This window comes from Flaviflagellibacter deserti (assembly GCF_042652085.1).
In the GTDB taxonomy this organism is placed as follows: Bacteria; Pseudomonadota; Alphaproteobacteria; order Rhizobiales; family Methylopilaceae; genus Flaviflagellibacter; species Flaviflagellibacter deserti.
This window is the reverse complement of the sequence record NZ_JBHSJF010000008.1, coordinates 235,832-252,841: the sequence shown is the minus strand read 5'-3', so window position 1 is coordinate 252,841 and position 17,010 is coordinate 235,832. Positions and strand designations below refer to the sequence as shown.

Genomic DNA, 17,010 nt, shown 5'->3' with positions numbered 1-17,010 from the left:
AGGCTGGCCGTTTGGCGCGCGGCTTGCTAGGACATGGGCGCCGCTAGGGTTCCGGTCGCGATCCATGATCGCGGCGGCTGGTCCGAGAGCAGCAACCCGTCGCATAAACGGCGGGCACACGGCGGGACAAAAGCCCGGGAGATCGACCAGCGGAGAATGCCGCGGGGGTTGGTTTCCCGTCCGGCGTTCTCCTCGAACAGGAGGAGAAGCTCTTGAGATCGCCCGTCAATTCACCCGGAATCCTGCATTATTCGACTGAACTCGAAGGCGGAAAGCACTGGTCCTTGACCATGCGCGCCAACACGGCGTTACGCCTGACCGACCTCGAAGGCGGCGCCTCGGTCGGCATGCTGTTCTACAATCCGCAGGACATGCTGGAGCGCTACAACGCGCCCGATACGCTCAAATGCCAGCACACCTTTAAATTAACACGCGGCAATTGCCTCTACTCCGATATGGGGCGGATTTTCTGCTCGGTGACGCATGACGACGTCGGGTGGCACGACACGGTTTCCGGTACCTCGACCAAGGCGATCGTCGAACGGCAATGGGGCGCCCGCGACTACCAGAACGACCGAAACGGCTGGAAACAGAACGGTCGTGACGCCTTCCTGGTGGAGGCCGCGAAATACGGTCTCGGAAAACGCGATCTTGCGATGAACGTGAACTGGTTTGCCCGGGTGGCGGTCGATGACGAAGGCGTCCTGGCTTACGTGCCGAGCAACTCAAAGGCCGGGGACAGCGTCGAACTCCGGTTCGAGATGGACACTCTGATCCTTCTCCATACCTGTCCGCACCCGCTCGATCCTTCGGCCGAATATCCCGTGAAACCCATAGGGTTGGAGATCAAGGAGGTGCATGCGGCGGCGCACGATGACGAATGCCGGCTATCGCGGCCGGAGAACGGGCGCGGCTTCGAGAACAACCGGCTCTATCACATCGGTTGCGGCTGCGGAGGTGCACGATGAGAACTCTCATGAGCACCCTCGAGAACAAGGACGCCGTCTACACGAAGACCGTGCCCGCCGGCGATTACTGGATGGAGATCGTCAGGGAGGGCCAGACCTTCCGCATCGTCGACCTGGAAGGCAATCAGGCCGCCGATACCCTGTTCTTCTCCGCGGCCGATCCGGCCGAACGCTACAGCGCGATGGACACGATCCGCGAGCAGGGCAATGTCTTCCTCGGCCTCGGCACGAAGCTGATGTCCAACGACGGCAATGTCATGCTGACGATCACCGCCGACACCGTCGGGCGGCACGATACGCTGGGCGGCGCCTGCGCGACAGAGTCGAACACCGTCCGCTACGATCTCGAAAAGCGCACCATGCATGCCTGCCGGGATTCGTGGATGCTCGCGGTCGCCGAGCGTCCGGAATTCGGGCTGACCAAGCGCGACATCACCCACAACATCAATTTCTTCATGAACGTGCCGGTGACGGCCGACGGCGGACTGACCTTCGCCGACGGGCTCTCCGCGCCAGGGAAATATGTCGAGATGCGCGCCGAGATGGACGTCATCGTCCTGATCTCGAACTGCCCGCAGCTCAACAATCCCTGCAACGCCTACAACCCGACCCCGATCGAGGTCGTGATCTGGGACGCGGCGTGAGGGCGAGATGTTCAAGAAGGTCCTGATCGCAAATCGCGGCGCCATCGCGTGCCGCGTCATCCGCACACTCGACCGCATGGGAATCGCGTCCGTCGCCGTCTATTCGGAGGCGGACCGCCATTCGCTGCATGTGAAGATGGCGACCGAAGCCGTCTGCGTCGGCCCGCCTCCGGCGTCGCAGAGCTATCTGGATGCTACCCGCATCCTTGAGGTGGCGAAGGAGACCGGGGCGGAGGCGATCCATCCCGGCTACGGCTTCCTGTCGGAGAACCCGGATTTCGCCGAGGCCTGCACCAGGGCCGGCATCGCCTTCGTCGGTCCGCGCCCGGAGCACATGCGTGCCTTCGGCCTGAAGCACCAGGCGCGTGAAATCGCCGAGGAAGCGGGCGTTCCGCTTGCGCCCGGCGGCGGCCTGATCCCAACCGCCGAGGCCGCGCGGGCGGAGGCCGAGCGGATCGGCTATCCGGTGATGATCAAGAGCACGGCGGGCGGAGGCGGCATCGGCCTGCAGCTCTGTCGTTCGGCCGAGGAAATCGTGCCGATGTTCGAGCGCGTCCAGCGGCTCGCGACCAACAATTTCAAGGATGCCGGCATCTTCCTCGAGAAGTTCATCGCCCGTGGCCGCCACATCGAGGTGCAGATCTTCGGCGACGGCAAGGGCAAGGTCCTGGCCCTCGGCGAACGCGACTGCTCGGCCCAGCGCCGGAACCAGAAAGTGGTCGAGGAGACGCCCGCGCCGAACATCTCGGACGAGACGCGCGCCGACCTGCTGGCGACCGCCGAGCGCCTCGGCGCGGCGGTGAACTACGAAAACGCCGGCACGGTCGAGTTTCTGTACGACGTCGATGGCGACCAGTTCTATTTCCTCGAAGTGAACACCCGCCTTCAGGTCGAGCACGGCGTCACCGAGCAGGTGACGGGCGTCGATCTCGTCGAATGGATGTTGCGGCAGGCGGCGGGCGAGGTGTTGCCGCTCGAACGACCCAAGCCCGAGGGCCACTCGATCCAGGTCCGACTTTATGCGGAGGATCCGGGTCGTGATTTCCGCCCGAGTGCTGGGCTCCTGACGCATGTCCAATTTCCGGAGGATGCCCGGATCGAAACCTGGGTCGAAAGCGGTTCGGAGGTACCGCCGTTCTACGATCCGATGATCGCCAAGCTGATCGTGACGGGCAGCGACCGCACCGACGCGCTGGCAAAGCTTCAGACGGCCCTGCGCGGCACCGAACTCGCGGGCATCGAGACCAATCGCGACTATCTCCTCTGGCTCGCGGCACGGCCGGAGCTGGCGGCGGGCGAGATTACGACGCGGACGCTGGAGCGTCTCGATTATCGCCCCGCGACAATCGAGGTCGTGTCGCCCGGCACACAGACCACGGTGCAGGCATGGCCCGGTCGGCTTGGCTATTGGGACGTCGGCGTGCCGCCGTCCGGACCAATGGACCATTTGTCGTTCCGGCTGGCCAACCGGGCACTCGGCAACGATCCGGACGCGGCTGCGCTCGAAATCACTCTGTCCGGCCCGACGCTGAGATTCGATGCGCCGACCATGATCTGCCTGACCGGTGCCGCGATGCCGGCGACGCTCGACGGGCGGGCCATTCCGTTCTGGCAACCGATCGCGGTCAAGGCCGGGCAAGTGCTGAAAATCGCCGGGGTATCGGGCGCCGGCGCGCGCGCCTATCTTGCCGTTTCCGGTGGCTTTCAGGTGCCCGACTACCTGGGTTCGAAAGCCACCTTCACGCTCGGCAAGTTCGGCGGTCATGGCGGCCGAGCCCTCTTGCCGGGAGATGTCCTCCATCTCGATCCGGATGCGGATCCAACCGGACTGCCGGTGCCACCGAGCCTCATCCCGGAGATGGACCGGTCGTGGCAGATCGGCGTGCTCTACGGGCCGCACGGCGCGCCGGACTTCTTCACCGACGAGGACATCGCCGCCTTCTTTGCCGCCGATTGGGAGGTCCACTACAACTCCAACCGCACCGGCATTCGCCTGATCGGCCCGAAACCGAAATGGGCGCGGACCGACGGCGGCGAAGCGGGTCTCCACCCGTCGAACATCCATGACAACGCCTATGCGATCGGCGCGGTCGATTTTACCGGCGACATGCCGGTGATCCTGGGTCCGGACGGCCCGAGCCTCGGCGGCTTCGTCTGCCCGGTGACGATCGTCCAGGCCGAAATCTGGAAGACGGGCCAGCTCCGCCCCGGCGACCGGGTGAAGTTCATCCGGCTCGATCCGCGCGTCGCCGACCAGGCCGAGGCCGATCAGTCGGCGAGCATCAAGGCCCTTTCCTCCGTCCAGGCACCGCCCGTCAGCAATGCCGGACCGAACGACGCCGTGCTTGGCGAGATCCCCGCCTCCGACGACCGACCGCGCGTCGTCTATCGGCGGCAGGGCGACCGCTATCTCCTGGTCGAATACGGCCCGCTGGTCCTCGACATCGAACTGCGGTTTCGCATCCACGCGCTGATGCTGGCGGTCCAGGATCGGAAGCTTGGCGGACTGGTTGACCTCACGCCGGGTATCCGCTCGCTGCAGATTCATTACGACCCCGGGCATCTTCCGCTCGGCCGCCTGCTGGCCTTGCTGCGAGAGATCGAGGCAGAGCTTCCCTCGATTGACGAGATGGAGGTGGAGACCCGGATCGTCCATCTGCCGCTGTCGTGGGACGACGAGCAGACGCAGCTCGCGATCCAGAAATACATGCAGTCGGTGCGTCCCGACGCACCGTGGTGCCCGTCGAACATCGAGTTCATCCGCCGGATCAACGGGCTCGATTCCATCGACGAGGTAAAGCGGATCGTCTTCGAGGCAAGCTATCTCGTTCTCGGCCTCGGCGATGTCTATCTCGGCGCGCCGGTTGCCACGCCGCTCGATCCGCGCCATCGGCTGGTGACGACGAAGTACAATCCAGCCCGCACATGGACGCCGGAAAACGCTGTCGGCATCGGTGGCGCGTATCTGTGCATCTACGGCATGGAGGGACCGGGCGGATACCAGTTCGTCGGTCGCACCTGCCAGATGTGGAACGCCTTCCGCTCGACCGAAACCTTCGAGGCCGGCAAGCCCTGGCTACTGCGCTTCTTCGATCAGATACGCTTCCACGAGGTCAGCCACGACGAGCTGATGCGTTTCCGCGACGACTTTCCGCACGGAAAGGCGAAGGTCCGCATCGAGACGGAGCGCTTCCGCCTCGCCGATTATCGCCGGTTTCTGGCCGAAAACGCCGAAAGCATCACTGCTTTCACCGCGCAACGGCAGCAGGCGTTCGGGGAAGAGCGGGCGCGCTGGGAGGCGTCCGGCCAGATCGGCTACGGCGCTGACTTCGCGGAGACCATCGAGGTCAGCGAAGACGACATCCCGGCCGGCGGCATGGCTGTTGCGAGCCCGATTCCCGGCTCGGTCTGGAAACTGAATGTAAGGGAGGGCGCGCGCGTCAAAGCGGGCGACCCGTTGATCGTGGTGGAGTCGATGAAGATGGAATTCGAGGTCGCCGCTCCCGAGGACGGCGTGGTGACGGAACTTCGGTGCGTCGAGGGACGTGCCGTCGGCCTCGGCCAGACGCTCGCAGTGCTCATGCCGGAGGCGAACTGATGCGCGCGCTAGACCTCACCTCGCTCGCCTCCGCCTATGCCGAAGGCCTGACACCCACGGCGCTCGTGACCGAAATCCATGCGGCGATCCGGGAAACCGGCGAGCGCCCGGTCTGGATCAATCTCGTGCCTGAAAAAGAGGCACTTGCCCGCGCGGCCGACCTGGAGCGCCGCAAGGCTGCGGGAGAGGCGCTGCCGCTCTACGGTGTGCCCTTCGCCGCCAAGGACAATATCGACGTCGCCGGCGTCCCGACCACCGCAGCGTGCCCGGATTTCGAGTTCACGCCCGAACGCTCCGCGGCGGTCATCGAGCGCCTCGAAACGGCCGGCGCCATTGTCATCGGCAAGACCAATCTCGACCAGTTCGCGACCGGCCTGAACGGCACGCGCTCGCCTTATGGGCAGCCGGCATCGGTATTCGACAGCCGCTATGTCTCCGGCGGATCGAGTTCCGGATCGGCGGTCGCGGTGGCGTCCGGACTGGTGACGTTCGCGCTCGGCACCGACACCGCCGGCTCGGGTCGAGTGCCGGCGATGTTCAACAATCTTGTCGGCCTGAAGCCTAGCCGGGGGCTGATCTCAACCCGCGGCGTGCTTCCGGCCTGTCGCAGTCTCGACTGCGTTTCGATCTTTGCCGGCACCGTCGGCGATGCGCTGAAGATCACCGAGATCGCCTCCGGCTATGACGCCGAAGACGCCTATTCTCGCGCCGCGCCGAAGGGCAGCTTCGCGCCCGGCAACTGGCCGGAAGGCTTCCGCTTCGGTGTGCCGGAGAAGCCAGAATTCTGCGGAGACGATGAAGCGGCCGAACTGTTCGATGCGGCCATCGCGCGGCTGGAGCGGCTTGGCGGAATAAAGGTCACGTTCGACTATACGCCGTTCCGTGACGCGGCTCTGCTGCTTTACGCCGGCCCCTGGGTCGCCGAGCGGCTGGCCGCCATCAAGGGCTTCGCCGAGACCAGACCGGACAGCATCCACCCCGTCGTCCGCGAAATCGTGCTTGGCGGGGCGCGCTATTCGGCGGTCGACGCATTCGAGGGCCAGTACAGGCTCGCGGCATTCATCCAGCAGGTAAAGCCGGTCTGGGAAGAGATCGACGTCATGCTGCTGCCGACCGCGCCGACGATCTACACGATCGCCGACATGCTGGCGGACCCGGTGCGGCTGAATTCGAATCTCGGCACCTACACCAATTTCGTGAACCTGATGGACCTGTCGGCGATCGCGGTGCCGGGCGGCTTCCGCACTGACGGCCTGCCTTTCGGCGTGACCCTGGTCGGTCACGCCTTCGAGGACGGCAAGATCGCCGGATTTGCCGACCGCCTCCATCGCGCGCTGGGAACCGCCACCCTCGGCGGTACCGGCCGGCCGCTCCCGGGTAAACCGCTGGAGGCCAAGGGCGGCGGCCGCATCGACGTCGCGGTCGTCGGCGCGCACCTGAAGGGACTGCCGCTGCACCGGCAGTTGACCGACCGCGATGCGCGTTTCGTCCGGACGGCAAAGACCGCCACCGGCTACAGCTTCTATGCGCTGGCCGGCACGGTGCCGCCCAAACCCGGCCTTGTGTTCGACGGCTCGGGCGCCGGCGGCATCGAGGTCGAGATCTGGTCGGTTCCGGTGTCGGAATTCGGCAGCTTTGTCGCCGAAATCCCGGCCCCGCTCGGCATCGGCACGCTTGCGCTGGATGATGGGACTTCGGTGAAGGGCTTCGTCTGCGAGGCGCATGCGGTGGATGGCGCCGAAAACATTACGAAATTCGGTGGCTGGAAGGCCTATCTGGCGTCGCGTTGATCTTGGGGCGTCGTCATCCTCCGGCTTGACCGGAGGATCCACACAACGCGGCATGGCCCTAATGGGTCCTCCGGTCGAGCCGGAGGACGACGGCGCTTCAATGCACCATCCCCGCCTGCGTCTCCAAAGTCCGTCGCTTCCACTTCTCGACGATCGGCTTCCGCTCCGCCTTGTCGTCGAGCGGCAGGTCGTAGATCACCGTCGCGCCGTAGGCTCCCGGCGCCTGCGGGTCGCGCCGCGTCTTGTCGAAGGACAGCACCCGAGTGGCCAGCTTGAAGCCCTCGTGCAGGTCGTGGGTGATCATGAACACGGTCATGCCCTCCTCCTGCCAGAGCTTCAGCAGGAGGTCGTGCATCTGCGACTTGGTGCCGGGATCGAGCGCACCGAACGGCTCGTCCAGCAGCAGGATCTTCGGCCGACGGACGAGCGTCTGGGCGATAGCGAGGCGCTGCTGCATTCCGCCGGACAGTTCGGACGGGTATTTGTCCATCGCGTGCTCCAAGCCGACCGAGGCGATGCATGAACGGGCGTCGCCGATCGCGCGGCGACGCTCGGCCCCAAAGAAGCGGCCGAAGAATCTCGAGCGCTCGAACTCAAGCGGCAGCATCACATTGTCCAGCACCGTGAGGTGCGGGTAGACGGAATAGCGCTGGAAGACGATGCCGCGGTCCGGCCCCGGCTCGTCGGGGAGCGGCTTGCCGTCGAGCAGCATCGCGCCGCGCGTCGGTTTCTCCATCCCGAGCAGCATGCGCAGGAACGTGGTCTTGCCGCAGCCGGACGGCCCGACGACGGCGCAGAACTCGCCAGTCGGGATTTCCATGTTCAGGCGCTCCAGCACGATCTGGTCGCCATATTCCTTCCAGACATTGTCGATGAGCAGGCTCATGCCATGCCTCGCGAGATCCAGGGAAATATGCGCCGGCTGAGCCGGCGGAGCCCCCAGTCCATCAGGAAGGCGATCAAAGTGATCCAGGCGACATAGGGCAGGATGACGTCCATCGCGAGATAGCGGCGGACGAGGAAGATGCGGTAGCCGAGCCCCTCCGTCGCGGCGATGCCTTCCGCCGCGATCAGGAACAGCCATGCCGGCCCGAGCGAGAGCCGGACGCTGTCAATCAGTCGGGGCAGCATCTGCGGCAGAATGATGCGAACCACGATCTGCCAGGTCGATGCGCCGAGCGCCTGCGCCTTGATGAGGAGTTCGTTCGGCATCTCCATCACTCGCATCGACATGTCACGGATGAGGAACGGCGCGATGCCGATGACGATCAGAACCACCTTCGATAGGTCGTCCAGACCAAAGACAATGAAAAGGATCGGCAGGATCGCCATCGGCGGGACGAGCGAGATGACGCCAATCAGCGGGGCGAGCCAGGCCCGCACGTAAGGGACGAGGCCCACGGCAATGCCGGTCACAAGGGCCATCAGGGTTGCGATGCCGAGACCCCAGGCGAGCCGCGTCAGGCTGGCCGCAGTGTCGGCCCAGAGCAGGTAGCGGCCGCTACGCTGGTCGGGCTCGAATGCCATCCGATGGATGGCGTCGCCGATGCTGGAGAGCGCGGGCAGGAGCTTATCGTCGGGGTTTTCCGCAAGACGGAGCGAGGAGAAGGTTACGTAGAGCACCGCCAGCGCAAGAAAGGGCAGCACGCCTAGAACGAGCGCGCTGCCCCTTGCCGGGTGCCGGTTGATGATCCGGCGACCCATGTCAGAGCTTGCCGTCGGCCGCGAGCTTCATGAACTCGGAATCGAAGCGGAGCTTTACATTGTCCTTGTTGCCGAGCGTCTCGCCGCCCGGAAAGGCGATGCCGACGACGTCCTTGGACTTGGCGCCTTCGCCGAGCAGGCCGTGATCGAAGGAGAAGCTGCGGACGAGGTCCATCGTCTTCACGAGGGCCGGATCGGTCGCGAACGCGACGCCGTCCTTCGGCGTGTAGAACATCTTCGTCGTCTTGAGCTGCGCCTTGTAGCCGTCGAGGTCGGTGCCCGAGGCATCGGCCATCGCCTTCAGCGCCTTCTCGCCTTCGGGCGTGCCGGAAGTCATCAGGCCCATGATCTCGTACCACGCGCCGGTCAGCGCCTTGCCGAGGTCCGGATTGTCCTTGAGCGTCGCGGAGTTGACGATCATCAGATCGATGATCTCGCCCGGCACCTTCGAGCTGTCGAAGACTTCCGTCGCGCCCTTCACCGCCTTCACCTCGGAAAGCTGCGGGTTCCAGGTCACGACCGAGGTCACGTCCGAGCTGCCGGTGAACACCGAGACGATGTCGGCGTCGGACGTGTTCACGACCGTGACGTCCTTCTCGGAGAGCGTCACCGAGTCGAGCGCACGGGCGAGCAGGTAGTGTGAGACCGACAGTTCGACGAGATTGATCTTCTCGCCCTTCAGGTCCGCGACCGTCTTGCCCTTCTTCATGACGATGCCGTCATTGCCGTTGGAGAAGTCGCCCGAGATCAGCGCGGTCGAATCGACGCCGCCCGCCGCCGGAATGGTCAGCGCGTCCATGTTGGTCATGACACAACCGTCGAATCCGCCGGCCGTGTACTGGTTGATCGATTCCACGTAGTCGTTGATCTGCGTGATCTCGACAGTGATGCCGTATTTGTCGGCCCACTTCTTCATGATGCCGCTGTCCGCCGCATACCCCCACGGCATCCAGCCCGCATAGATCGACCAGGCGATCTTGAAATCCTTCTTCGGTGCGGCCTCGGCCGAAGCGAAGGGCATCAGCGCCAACGCAGCAACGGCCAAGGCAAATCCGCACCAGGTCTTGTTCGCAGTTCGCATGTCGAACTCCCCGTCCAATCAAAGTGCGCCGCGATGGCGATTGGTTGGGGCTGTCACACGGCCGGTTCCTCAGTCGAGACCCCGCCCGTGAGACAGACTCGACTGTCCCTCGCGGCTTCGGATCTCCCGGGCTTTTATCCCGCCGTGGCTCCGCCTCTCGGGCGGGAGTGCGATCTCTCGGACCAGCGCTCGAAGCGAGCCGGAACCCTAGACGCATTATGCTGAAATCTTATGCAGGGGACGTGCCAAGTCCCTGACGGCCAAAGGGCGCGACGCCGCAGCACGCATCCGTGTATGGCCATCCCGGACATTCCGTTCTAAGGCTCGACCGAGGAGCGGTGCGTGCAGATTATCGAGCAGCTTCAACAGTTTAGAACACTTCCAGTCTTGATTGAAAAGGCTGGGCGGACGATCTCTTACAGCGAGCTGGCCGGGAAGGTCATGGCCATGAGGTCGAGGCTTGGCGCCGAACGCCGGCTGATCCTTCTCGAATTCGGCCAGGACATTCCCTCGATAACGGCCTATCTCGCAGCGCTTTCGGGCGGCCATCCGGCGATCCTCGTCCAGCCCGGATGCAGCCGCTCCGACGAATTGGTCGACGCATTCCGGCCGCAGATCGTGATGCGGAACGGCGAACCGACCCGCATCGCGGCACGCGGGCCGGACCTTCATCCCGACCTCGCTTTACTGATGACGACGTCCGGCACGAGCGGCACCGGGCGGCTGGTCCGACTCTCGCGCCGCAACATCGAGGCGAATGCCAGGTCGATCGTCGCGGCACTCGGCCTGACATCCGGCGATCGCGGAGCGCTGACGCTGCCGCTCCACTATTCCTACGGTCTGTCGATCCTGAATTCGCACCTGTTTGTCGGCGGAAGCGTCAAGCTCGTCGCCACGCCGGTGCTGGATCCCGGATTCGTCGATGCCATCGACGGATGCACAAACCTGTCCGGCGTTCCCTACAGCTACGATCTCTATGAACGTATCGGCCTTCGAGAGCGGACTCCGGACAGCCTGCGTATGATGACCTCGGCGGGCGGACGCCTTCCGCCGGACCTGGTCCGCACCTATGCGGATTTTATGGAGCGGCGCGGCGGCCGCTTCTTCGCAATGTACGGCCAGACCGAGGCGACCGCGCGCATCGCGATCCTGCCGCCCGACCGGGCGAAGGCGTTTCCAGAGGAAATCGGCGAAGCAGTGCCGGGCGGGAATCTTTCCCTGGACGATGGCGAACTCGTCTATCGCGGCCCGAACGTAATGATGGGCTATGCCGAAACCGCGTCCGACCTCGCACGCGGAGACGAGGTTGAGTTCCTCAGAACCGGCGATCTCGCAGAGCGTGCGACGGGCGGTTCGTTCCGCATCACGGGCCGCAAAAGTCGCTTCTCGAAGATTGCCGGCCTTCGCCTCGGCCACGAGGACGCTGAGCGGAAACTGGCCGCCGAAGGTGTCGAAGCGGTGGTCGTCGGCGACGATACGATCATGGTCGCGGTCGTCTCCGACGAGGATCGGGAACGCGATGCGCGCGATGCACTGATGTTCGCGACCGGCCTGCCGCGCGGGCATGCGGAAAGCGTGACGATCGCCGACATCCCGCGCTTTTCCTCGGGAAAGATCGATGTCCCGGTGTTGCGCGAACGTGCGTTCGAGCGTCTCGGTCGTGGCCGCCGCATGCCCACGGGCGTTCTCGCGGCATTCGAGGAGGTGTTCTATCCGCGCCCCGTAAGGCCGGCGGACAGCTTCGTCTCTCTCGGCGGCGACTCGTTGGCCTTCGTCCAGTTGTCGATGACGCTAGAGGAATTGCTCGGTCGCCTGCCCGAAGGATGGGAACAGCGGCCGATCTCGGCGTTGACCGTCGACAAGGAAGCGCCGAATACCGCTGCGCTCGATACCCATCTCGCATTGCGCGGTCCGGCGGCGCTTTTCGTCGTCCTGCACCACGCGTCCCAAGGGCCATATGTCGGCGGGGCGGCGATGATGCTGCTTCTCGCGGGCTACAGCCTCGCCCGCTTTCAAGGCGTGAACCTCTTTGCCGGGCGCATCCGACCGATGCTCGCCACGCTGCTCCGGAACGCCATTCCCTATTTCGCGGTGCTCGCGCTGTTCGCCAGCATCGAGGGCAATGTGCCGTGGCAGAAATGGCTGCTGGTCGGCAATCTCGGTATCGGTGGCTACACGCCGGCAGGCACGTTCCACGTCATCTACTGGTTCGTGGAAGCCTATGCGCAAATCGTCGTGGGTTTCGCGATCCTGTTCATGATACCCGCAGTCCGGCGCTGGGCGGCACGGGACCCTCTGGCCTTCGGCCTGGTTTTGCTGGGAGCCGCGCTCACCTCACGCTGGACTATCCGGACGGTCTGGGCCGGCGATTCGCTGCGCGTCTTCGCGACGCCCGCGGTGATCTACATCTTCGCCTTCGGCTGGTGCATCTATTTCGCCAAGACGGTCCGACAGAAGATCGCTCTCAGCCTGCTCGGCCTCATGGTCTTCCCGATCGCCGATCCGCCGCGCTACGATTTCCTGCAGATCAAGCTCGCCTGCGTGCTCGGGACGGGGGCACTGCTGCTTTGGGTGCCGCGCATCCGGATGCCGTGGCGGGCCACCTCGGCGCTGATCGCGATCGGCGCGGCGAGCTACCACATCTACCTGTTCCACAACATCGCGCCGCATTTTCTGACTGACGAACTCGACGTTCCGCGCGGCCTGCAGACCGTAATTAATTTCGGATCGGGAGTGGCTCTCGGCGTCGCCGCCTACCGGCTGCAAATCAGCCTCGCGCGCATCTCGGCGAAACGGCGGCGGGAGGCGGCCGAACCCGAATCTCTGGGTCCGGCCGTGCCCTGATCAATCCATCGTCGGCATGGAGAACTGGGCGCCTTCCTTGACTCCGGACGGCCAGCGCGCGGTGACGGTCTTCATCTTCGTATAGAATTTGAAGGCGTCCGGGCCATGCTGGTTGAGATCGCCGAAGCCGGAACGCTTCCAGCCGCCGAATGTGTAATAGGCAAGCGGCACCGGCAGCGGCACGTTCACGCCGACCATGCCGACATTGACCTTGGACGCGAAATCGCGTGCCGCGTCGCCGTCGCGAGTGAAAATCGCGACACCGTTGCCGTATTCGTTCTCCGACGGCAGGCGAAGCGCCTCGTCGTAGTCGTGGGCGCGGACGACGGAGAGCACAGGCCCGAAGATCTCGGCCTTATAGATGTCCATGTCCGGCGTCACCTCGTCGAACAGACAGCCGCCGAGATAGAAGCCGTCCTCGTAGCCCTGCATCTTGAAGTTACGGCCGTCGACGAGAAGCTTCGCGCCCTCCTCGACGCCGCGATCGACATAGCCGCGGACTTTTTCCATGTGCGCGCGGGTGACGAGCGGCCCCATGTCGGCCTGGGCGTCGGTCGACGGACCGATCTTCAGGCTTTCGACGCGCGGAACGAGCTTGTCGAGGAACTTCTCCGCCGCGACCGGGCCGACCGGCACCGCGACCGAGATCGCCATGCAGCGTTCGCCAGCCGAGCCGTAGGCCGCGCCCATGATCGCGTCGACCGCCTGGTTCATGTCGGCGTCGGGCATCACGATCATATGGTTCTTGGCACCGCCGAAGGCGTGGACACGCTTTCCATGCGCCGCGCCGCGTCCATAGACGTATTGCGCGATATCGGACGAGCCGACGAAGCCGATGCCGGAAACGTCCGGATCGTCGAGCAGCGCATCGACCGCTTCCTTGCCGCCGTTGACGACATTGAGGATGCCGGCAGGGAGGCCCGCTTCCATCATCAGTTCGGCAAGGCGAAGCGGCACTCCGGGATCGCGCTCGGACGGCTTCAGGATGAAGGCGTTGCCGCAGGCGATGGCAGGCCCGAACTTCCACATCGGGATCATGGCCGGGAAGTTGAACGGCGTGATGCCGGCGACGATGCCGAGCGGCTGGCGCATCGAATAGACGTCGATGCCGGGACCAGCGCCCTCGGTGAACTCTCCCTTCAGAAGATGCGGCGCACCACAGGCGAACTCGATCACTTCGAGGCCGCGCTGGATGTCGCCCTTGGCGTCGGCCAAGACCTTGCCGTGCTCGCGGGCGAGGAGATCGGTCAGGCTGTCGATCTCGCGATTGGCGATATCGAGAAAGCGCATCAGCACGCGCGAACGGCGCTGCGGATTGGTCGCGGCCCAGGCAGGCTGCGCCGCCTTGGCGTTCTCGATCGCCTCGCGAACATCGGCCTGATTGGCGAGGGCGACCTTGGCCGCGACCTCGCCGGTCATCGGCCAGTAGACGTCACCGAACGCGCCGGAGCGTCCGGGAACGTGCCGGCCGCCAATGAAATGACCATAGGTTTTCATGAACTTGGGTCCTGTCAGGCGAGGCGGTCCAGCGCCGCGCCGAGCTTCTCGATGATCTCGTCGATATGCGGGGTCTCTGCAATCAACGGCGGCGACATCGCGATGATGTCTCCCGAAACGCGGATAAGAAGCCCGTTCTTGAAGCAATCGACCATCAGGTCATAACCCCGTTTGCCGACGCCGTCAGCCCGCGGAGCGAGCTCGATCGCGGCCATCATGCCGATATTACGGATGTCTATGACGTTCGGCTTGCCCTTCAGACTGTGCACCGCCTCTTCGAGATGCGGGGCAAGCTTTGCACCACGCGTCAGGAGGCCCTCGCGCTCGTAGATGTCGAGCGTCGCCATCCCGGCCGCGCAGGCCACGGGATGGCCGGAATAGGTGTAGCCGTGGAACAGCTCCATTGCGCTCTCGGGCCCGACCATCAACGCGTCGTGGACCGCCCGGCTCGCGAACACCGCGCCCATCGGCACGACGCCATTGGTGATGCCCTTGGCGGCGGTGAAGAGATCGGGCGTGACGCCGAAATAGGTCGAAGCAAACGGCGCGCCGAGGCGGCCGAAGCCGGTGATGACTTCGTCGAAGATCAGCAGGATGCCGTGTTTCGAGGTGATCTCGCGAAGCTTCTCGAGATAGCCCTTCGGCGGCGGAAGCACCCCGGCAGAACCCGCGACCGGCTCGACGATGACCGCCGCGATCGTATCCGCTCCGTGCAGCGCAACGATAGCTTCCAGCGCCTCCGCCTTGTCCACGCCGTGCTCCGGCTGACCGCGGCTGAAGGCATTCTTCGCAAGATCGAAAGTGTGCGGCAGGTGGTCGACGGCGGGCAGAAGCTGTCCCGCGAACTGTCGACGGTTGTTGACGAGACCGCCAACGGCGATGCCGCCGAAACCGACACCATTATAACCCTTCTCGCGGCCGATGAACTTGGTGCGGCCGGCATCCCCTTTCGCCTTATGATAGGCCAGCGCGATCTTCAGCGCCGTGTCGACCGCCTCCGAACCGGAATTCGTGAAGAATATCCGGTCGAGGCCCTGAGGCGCGAGACGAGCGACCCTCGCGGCGAAATCGAACGCGCCCGGCTGGCCCATCTGGAACGGCGGGGCGTAGTCGAGTGTCAGCAGCTGACGATGAACGGCGTCGGCGATTTCCTTGCGGCTATGGCCGGCGTTCACGCACCAGAGGCCGGCGGAGGAATCGATCAGCTTGCGACCATCGTCCGTCGTGTAATGCATACCCTCGGCCGCGGCGAGAATACGCGGCGCGGCCTTGAACTGGCGGTTCGCGGTGAAGGGCATCCAGTAGTTCGAAAGATCGAGCTCGTTCTTGGTCGCAGCTGAAATTGTCATGGGCTCTGTCTCATAGGGGACGCGGAGCATGCTGCCTTTCCGGCGACCGGACAAGGCAAAGGACGTTTTCTTTTCGGCTTATTCGGTGTCCGCCACGCGACGCTTGACGCCCCAGCCTGCCAAAATCTCGTTGGTATTGTCGATCACGAAATGCCGCGCGCTGGCGCGATCGTAGCCGTCGCCGAGAAGCGCGTCATAGTCGGTGAAAGTGTGACGGATATAGGCCGTCATCGACAGCCAGAGCGCGGTTTCTGGGTTCGACGCGCGAAGGCCGGGACTCGACATGGCGTGGTCGACGACCGCGTCGAACTCATGCGGGGGAATATCCGGCGCGAGGTGCCGCAAAGCGGCTTCGAGCTCCTCGCGCCGGGTCATGATTACGCCACTTCGAGTGTCGGGTAGTCGGTGTAGCCCTTCTCACCGCCGCCGTAGAAGGTCGCGCGGTCAGGCTCGGCGAACGGTGCATTCCGGCGGATACGCTCGACGAGGTCCGGATTCGAGATGAAATAGCGGCCGAAGGCCACGAGATCGACCTCGCCGTTCGCGACACGCTCACGGGCGAATTCGCCGTTGTAGCCGTTATTGGCGATGTACGTACCGCCGAACAGATTGCGAAGCTTGGCGAAATCGAAATCCGGGACGATATCGCGCGGCCCCTGCGTGGCGCCTTCGACCATGTGGATGAAGGCGATCTTGCGCCTGGACAGCTCCGAGACCGCAAGATCGAACAACGGCTGCGGATTCGATTCCGAAATGTCGTTCGACGGCGTGACCGGCGACAGACGGATACCGACACGGCCGGCGCCGATTGCCACGACCGTGGCGTCGACGACCTCTGTCATGAAGCGCACACGGTTCTCGATCGGACCGCCATATTCGTCAGTGCGCTTGTTGGCGCCGTCCTTCAGGAACTGGTCGATCAGATAGCCGTTGGCCCCATGGATCTCGACACCGTCGAAGCCGGCAGACACTGCATTCTTCGCTGCCCTACCGAAATCCTCGACGACCGCCTTGATGTCGTCGAGCGTGAGAGCACGGGGCTCACCGACCGGGCCGAAATCGCCGTTCGGCAGGAAGGTCTTGGAATTGGCGCGGATCGCGGAAGGAGCAACGGGTTGGGCGCCGCCGATCAGATCCGGATGCGAGATGCGGCCGACATGCCAGATCTGGGCGACGATCCTGCCGCCCGCCTCATGCACGGCGTCGGTCACCTTCTTCCAGCCGTCGAGCTGAGCGGGCGAATAGATGCCGGGTGTCGAGACATAGCCTTGTCCGTCCGGGCGGATCTGCGTGCCTTCGGTGACGATAAGGCCTGCACCGGCGCGCTGGCGATAATAGGTTGGAGCGAGATCGCTCGGCACTTCGCGGGCCGCGGCGCGGCTGCGGGTCAGCGGCGCCATTACGATACGATTCTTCACGGAGATGTCGCCGACCTGGGCCGGCTGGAAAAGCGGATCGTCAGACATGGAATTTCCTCAGGAGTGGGTGCTAGACATGAGGGCCGGCTCCGCTCGCGGCAATCCCCTGCGACAGAA

At 64.6% G+C, this 17,010-nt stretch carries 12 protein-coding genes and 2 riboswitches; of the genes, 5 read left to right on the top strand and 7 right to left on the bottom strand.

Annotated features, from left to right (window positions below):
- Positions 1-32: 32 nt before the first annotated feature.
- A riboswitch (guanidine-I (ykkC/yxkD leader) is annotated at positions 33-143 on the top strand.
- 69 nt (positions 144-212) lie between these two features.
- From ACFPFW_RS16920 to atzF, 4 genes are read left to right on the top strand one after another with little or no spacing between them, the layout of a single operon-like run.
- The gene (locus tag ACFPFW_RS16920; RefSeq protein WP_379771655.1) at positions 213-968 is read left to right on the top strand and encodes an urea amidolyase associated protein UAAP1; all 756 of its coding nucleotides are present in this window, start codon (positions 213-215) and stop codon (positions 966-968) included.
- A gap of 8 nt (positions 969-976) precedes the next feature.
- Positions 977-1,612: an urea amidolyase associated protein UAAP2 gene (locus ACFPFW_RS16915; protein ID WP_379771653.1), complete on the top strand. Its 636-nt coding sequence runs from the start codon at positions 977-979 to the stop codon at positions 1,610-1,612.
- Positions 1,613-1,619: 7 nt separating this feature from the next.
- Positions 1,620-5,210, top strand: a complete 3,591-nt coding sequence (gene uca, locus ACFPFW_RS16910; RefSeq protein ID WP_114956284.1) for an urea carboxylase — start codon at positions 1,620-1,622, stop codon at positions 5,208-5,210.
- On the top strand, positions 5,210-7,000 hold the full coding sequence (gene atzF, locus ACFPFW_RS16905) for an allophanate hydrolase (RefSeq protein ID WP_114956285.1): 1,791 nt from the start codon (positions 5,210-5,212) through the stop codon (positions 6,998-7,000). The genes uca and atzF overlap by 1 nt, the downstream gene beginning before the upstream one ends.
- Positions 7,001-7,097: 97 nt before the next feature.
- Here the strand turns inward: atzF and ACFPFW_RS16900 are convergent, their stop codons facing one another.
- The 3 genes from ACFPFW_RS16900 to ACFPFW_RS16890 are packed head-to-tail and all read right to left on the bottom strand — an operon-like array spanning position 7,098 to position 9,785.
- The gene (locus ACFPFW_RS16900) at positions 7,098-7,886 is read right to left on the bottom strand and encodes an ABC transporter ATP-binding protein (protein ID WP_114956286.1); all 789 of its coding nucleotides are present in this window, start codon (positions 7,884-7,886) and stop codon (positions 7,098-7,100) included.
- The gene (locus ACFPFW_RS16895; RefSeq protein WP_114956287.1) at positions 7,883-8,704 is read right to left on the bottom strand and encodes an ABC transporter permease; all 822 of its coding nucleotides are present in this window, start codon (positions 8,702-8,704) and stop codon (positions 7,883-7,885) included. Before ACFPFW_RS16895 ends, ACFPFW_RS16900 begins: the two co-directional genes overlap by 4 nt.
- A gap of 1 nt (position 8,705) precedes the next feature.
- A complete protein-coding gene (locus ACFPFW_RS16890) occupies positions 8,706-9,785 on the bottom strand; it encodes a putative urea ABC transporter substrate-binding protein (protein WP_114956288.1) in 1,080 nt (359 codons plus the stop codon).
- Between the two features lie 121 nt (positions 9,786-9,906).
- Positions 9,907-10,007: riboswitch (guanidine-I (ykkC/yxkD leader) on the bottom strand.
- 225 nt (positions 10,008-10,232) lie between these two features.
- Between ACFPFW_RS16890 and ACFPFW_RS16885 the strand changes: the two genes are divergently transcribed.
- A complete protein-coding gene (locus ACFPFW_RS16885) occupies positions 10,233-12,629 on the top strand; it encodes an AMP-binding protein (protein ID WP_162799617.1) in 2,397 nt (798 codons plus the stop codon).
- Here the strand turns inward: ACFPFW_RS16885 and ACFPFW_RS16880 are convergent, their stop codons facing one another.
- The 4 genes from ACFPFW_RS16880 to ACFPFW_RS16865 form a co-directional block, all read right to left on the bottom strand.
- Complete coding sequence (locus tag ACFPFW_RS16880) at positions 12,630-14,126, bottom strand: CoA-acylating methylmalonate-semialdehyde dehydrogenase (protein WP_114956290.1); 1,497 nt, start codon at positions 14,124-14,126, stop codon at positions 12,630-12,632.
- 14 nt (positions 14,127-14,140) lie between these two features.
- Positions 14,141-15,475, bottom strand: coding sequence for an omega-aminotransferase AptA (gene aptA, locus ACFPFW_RS16875; protein WP_114956440.1), 1,335 nt, complete (start codon positions 15,473-15,475; stop codon positions 14,141-14,143).
- A gap of 78 nt (positions 15,476-15,553) precedes the next feature.
- Entirely contained in the window at positions 15,554-15,850 is a 297-nt protein-coding gene (locus ACFPFW_RS16870; RefSeq protein ID WP_114956291.1) for a DUF2293 domain-containing protein, read from the bottom strand.
- 2 nt (positions 15,851-15,852) lie between these two features.
- On the bottom strand, positions 15,853-16,941 hold the full coding sequence (locus ACFPFW_RS16865; protein ID WP_114956292.1) for an alkene reductase: 1,089 nt from the start codon (positions 16,939-16,941) through the stop codon (positions 15,853-15,855).
- Positions 16,942-17,010 lie beyond the last annotated feature (69 nt).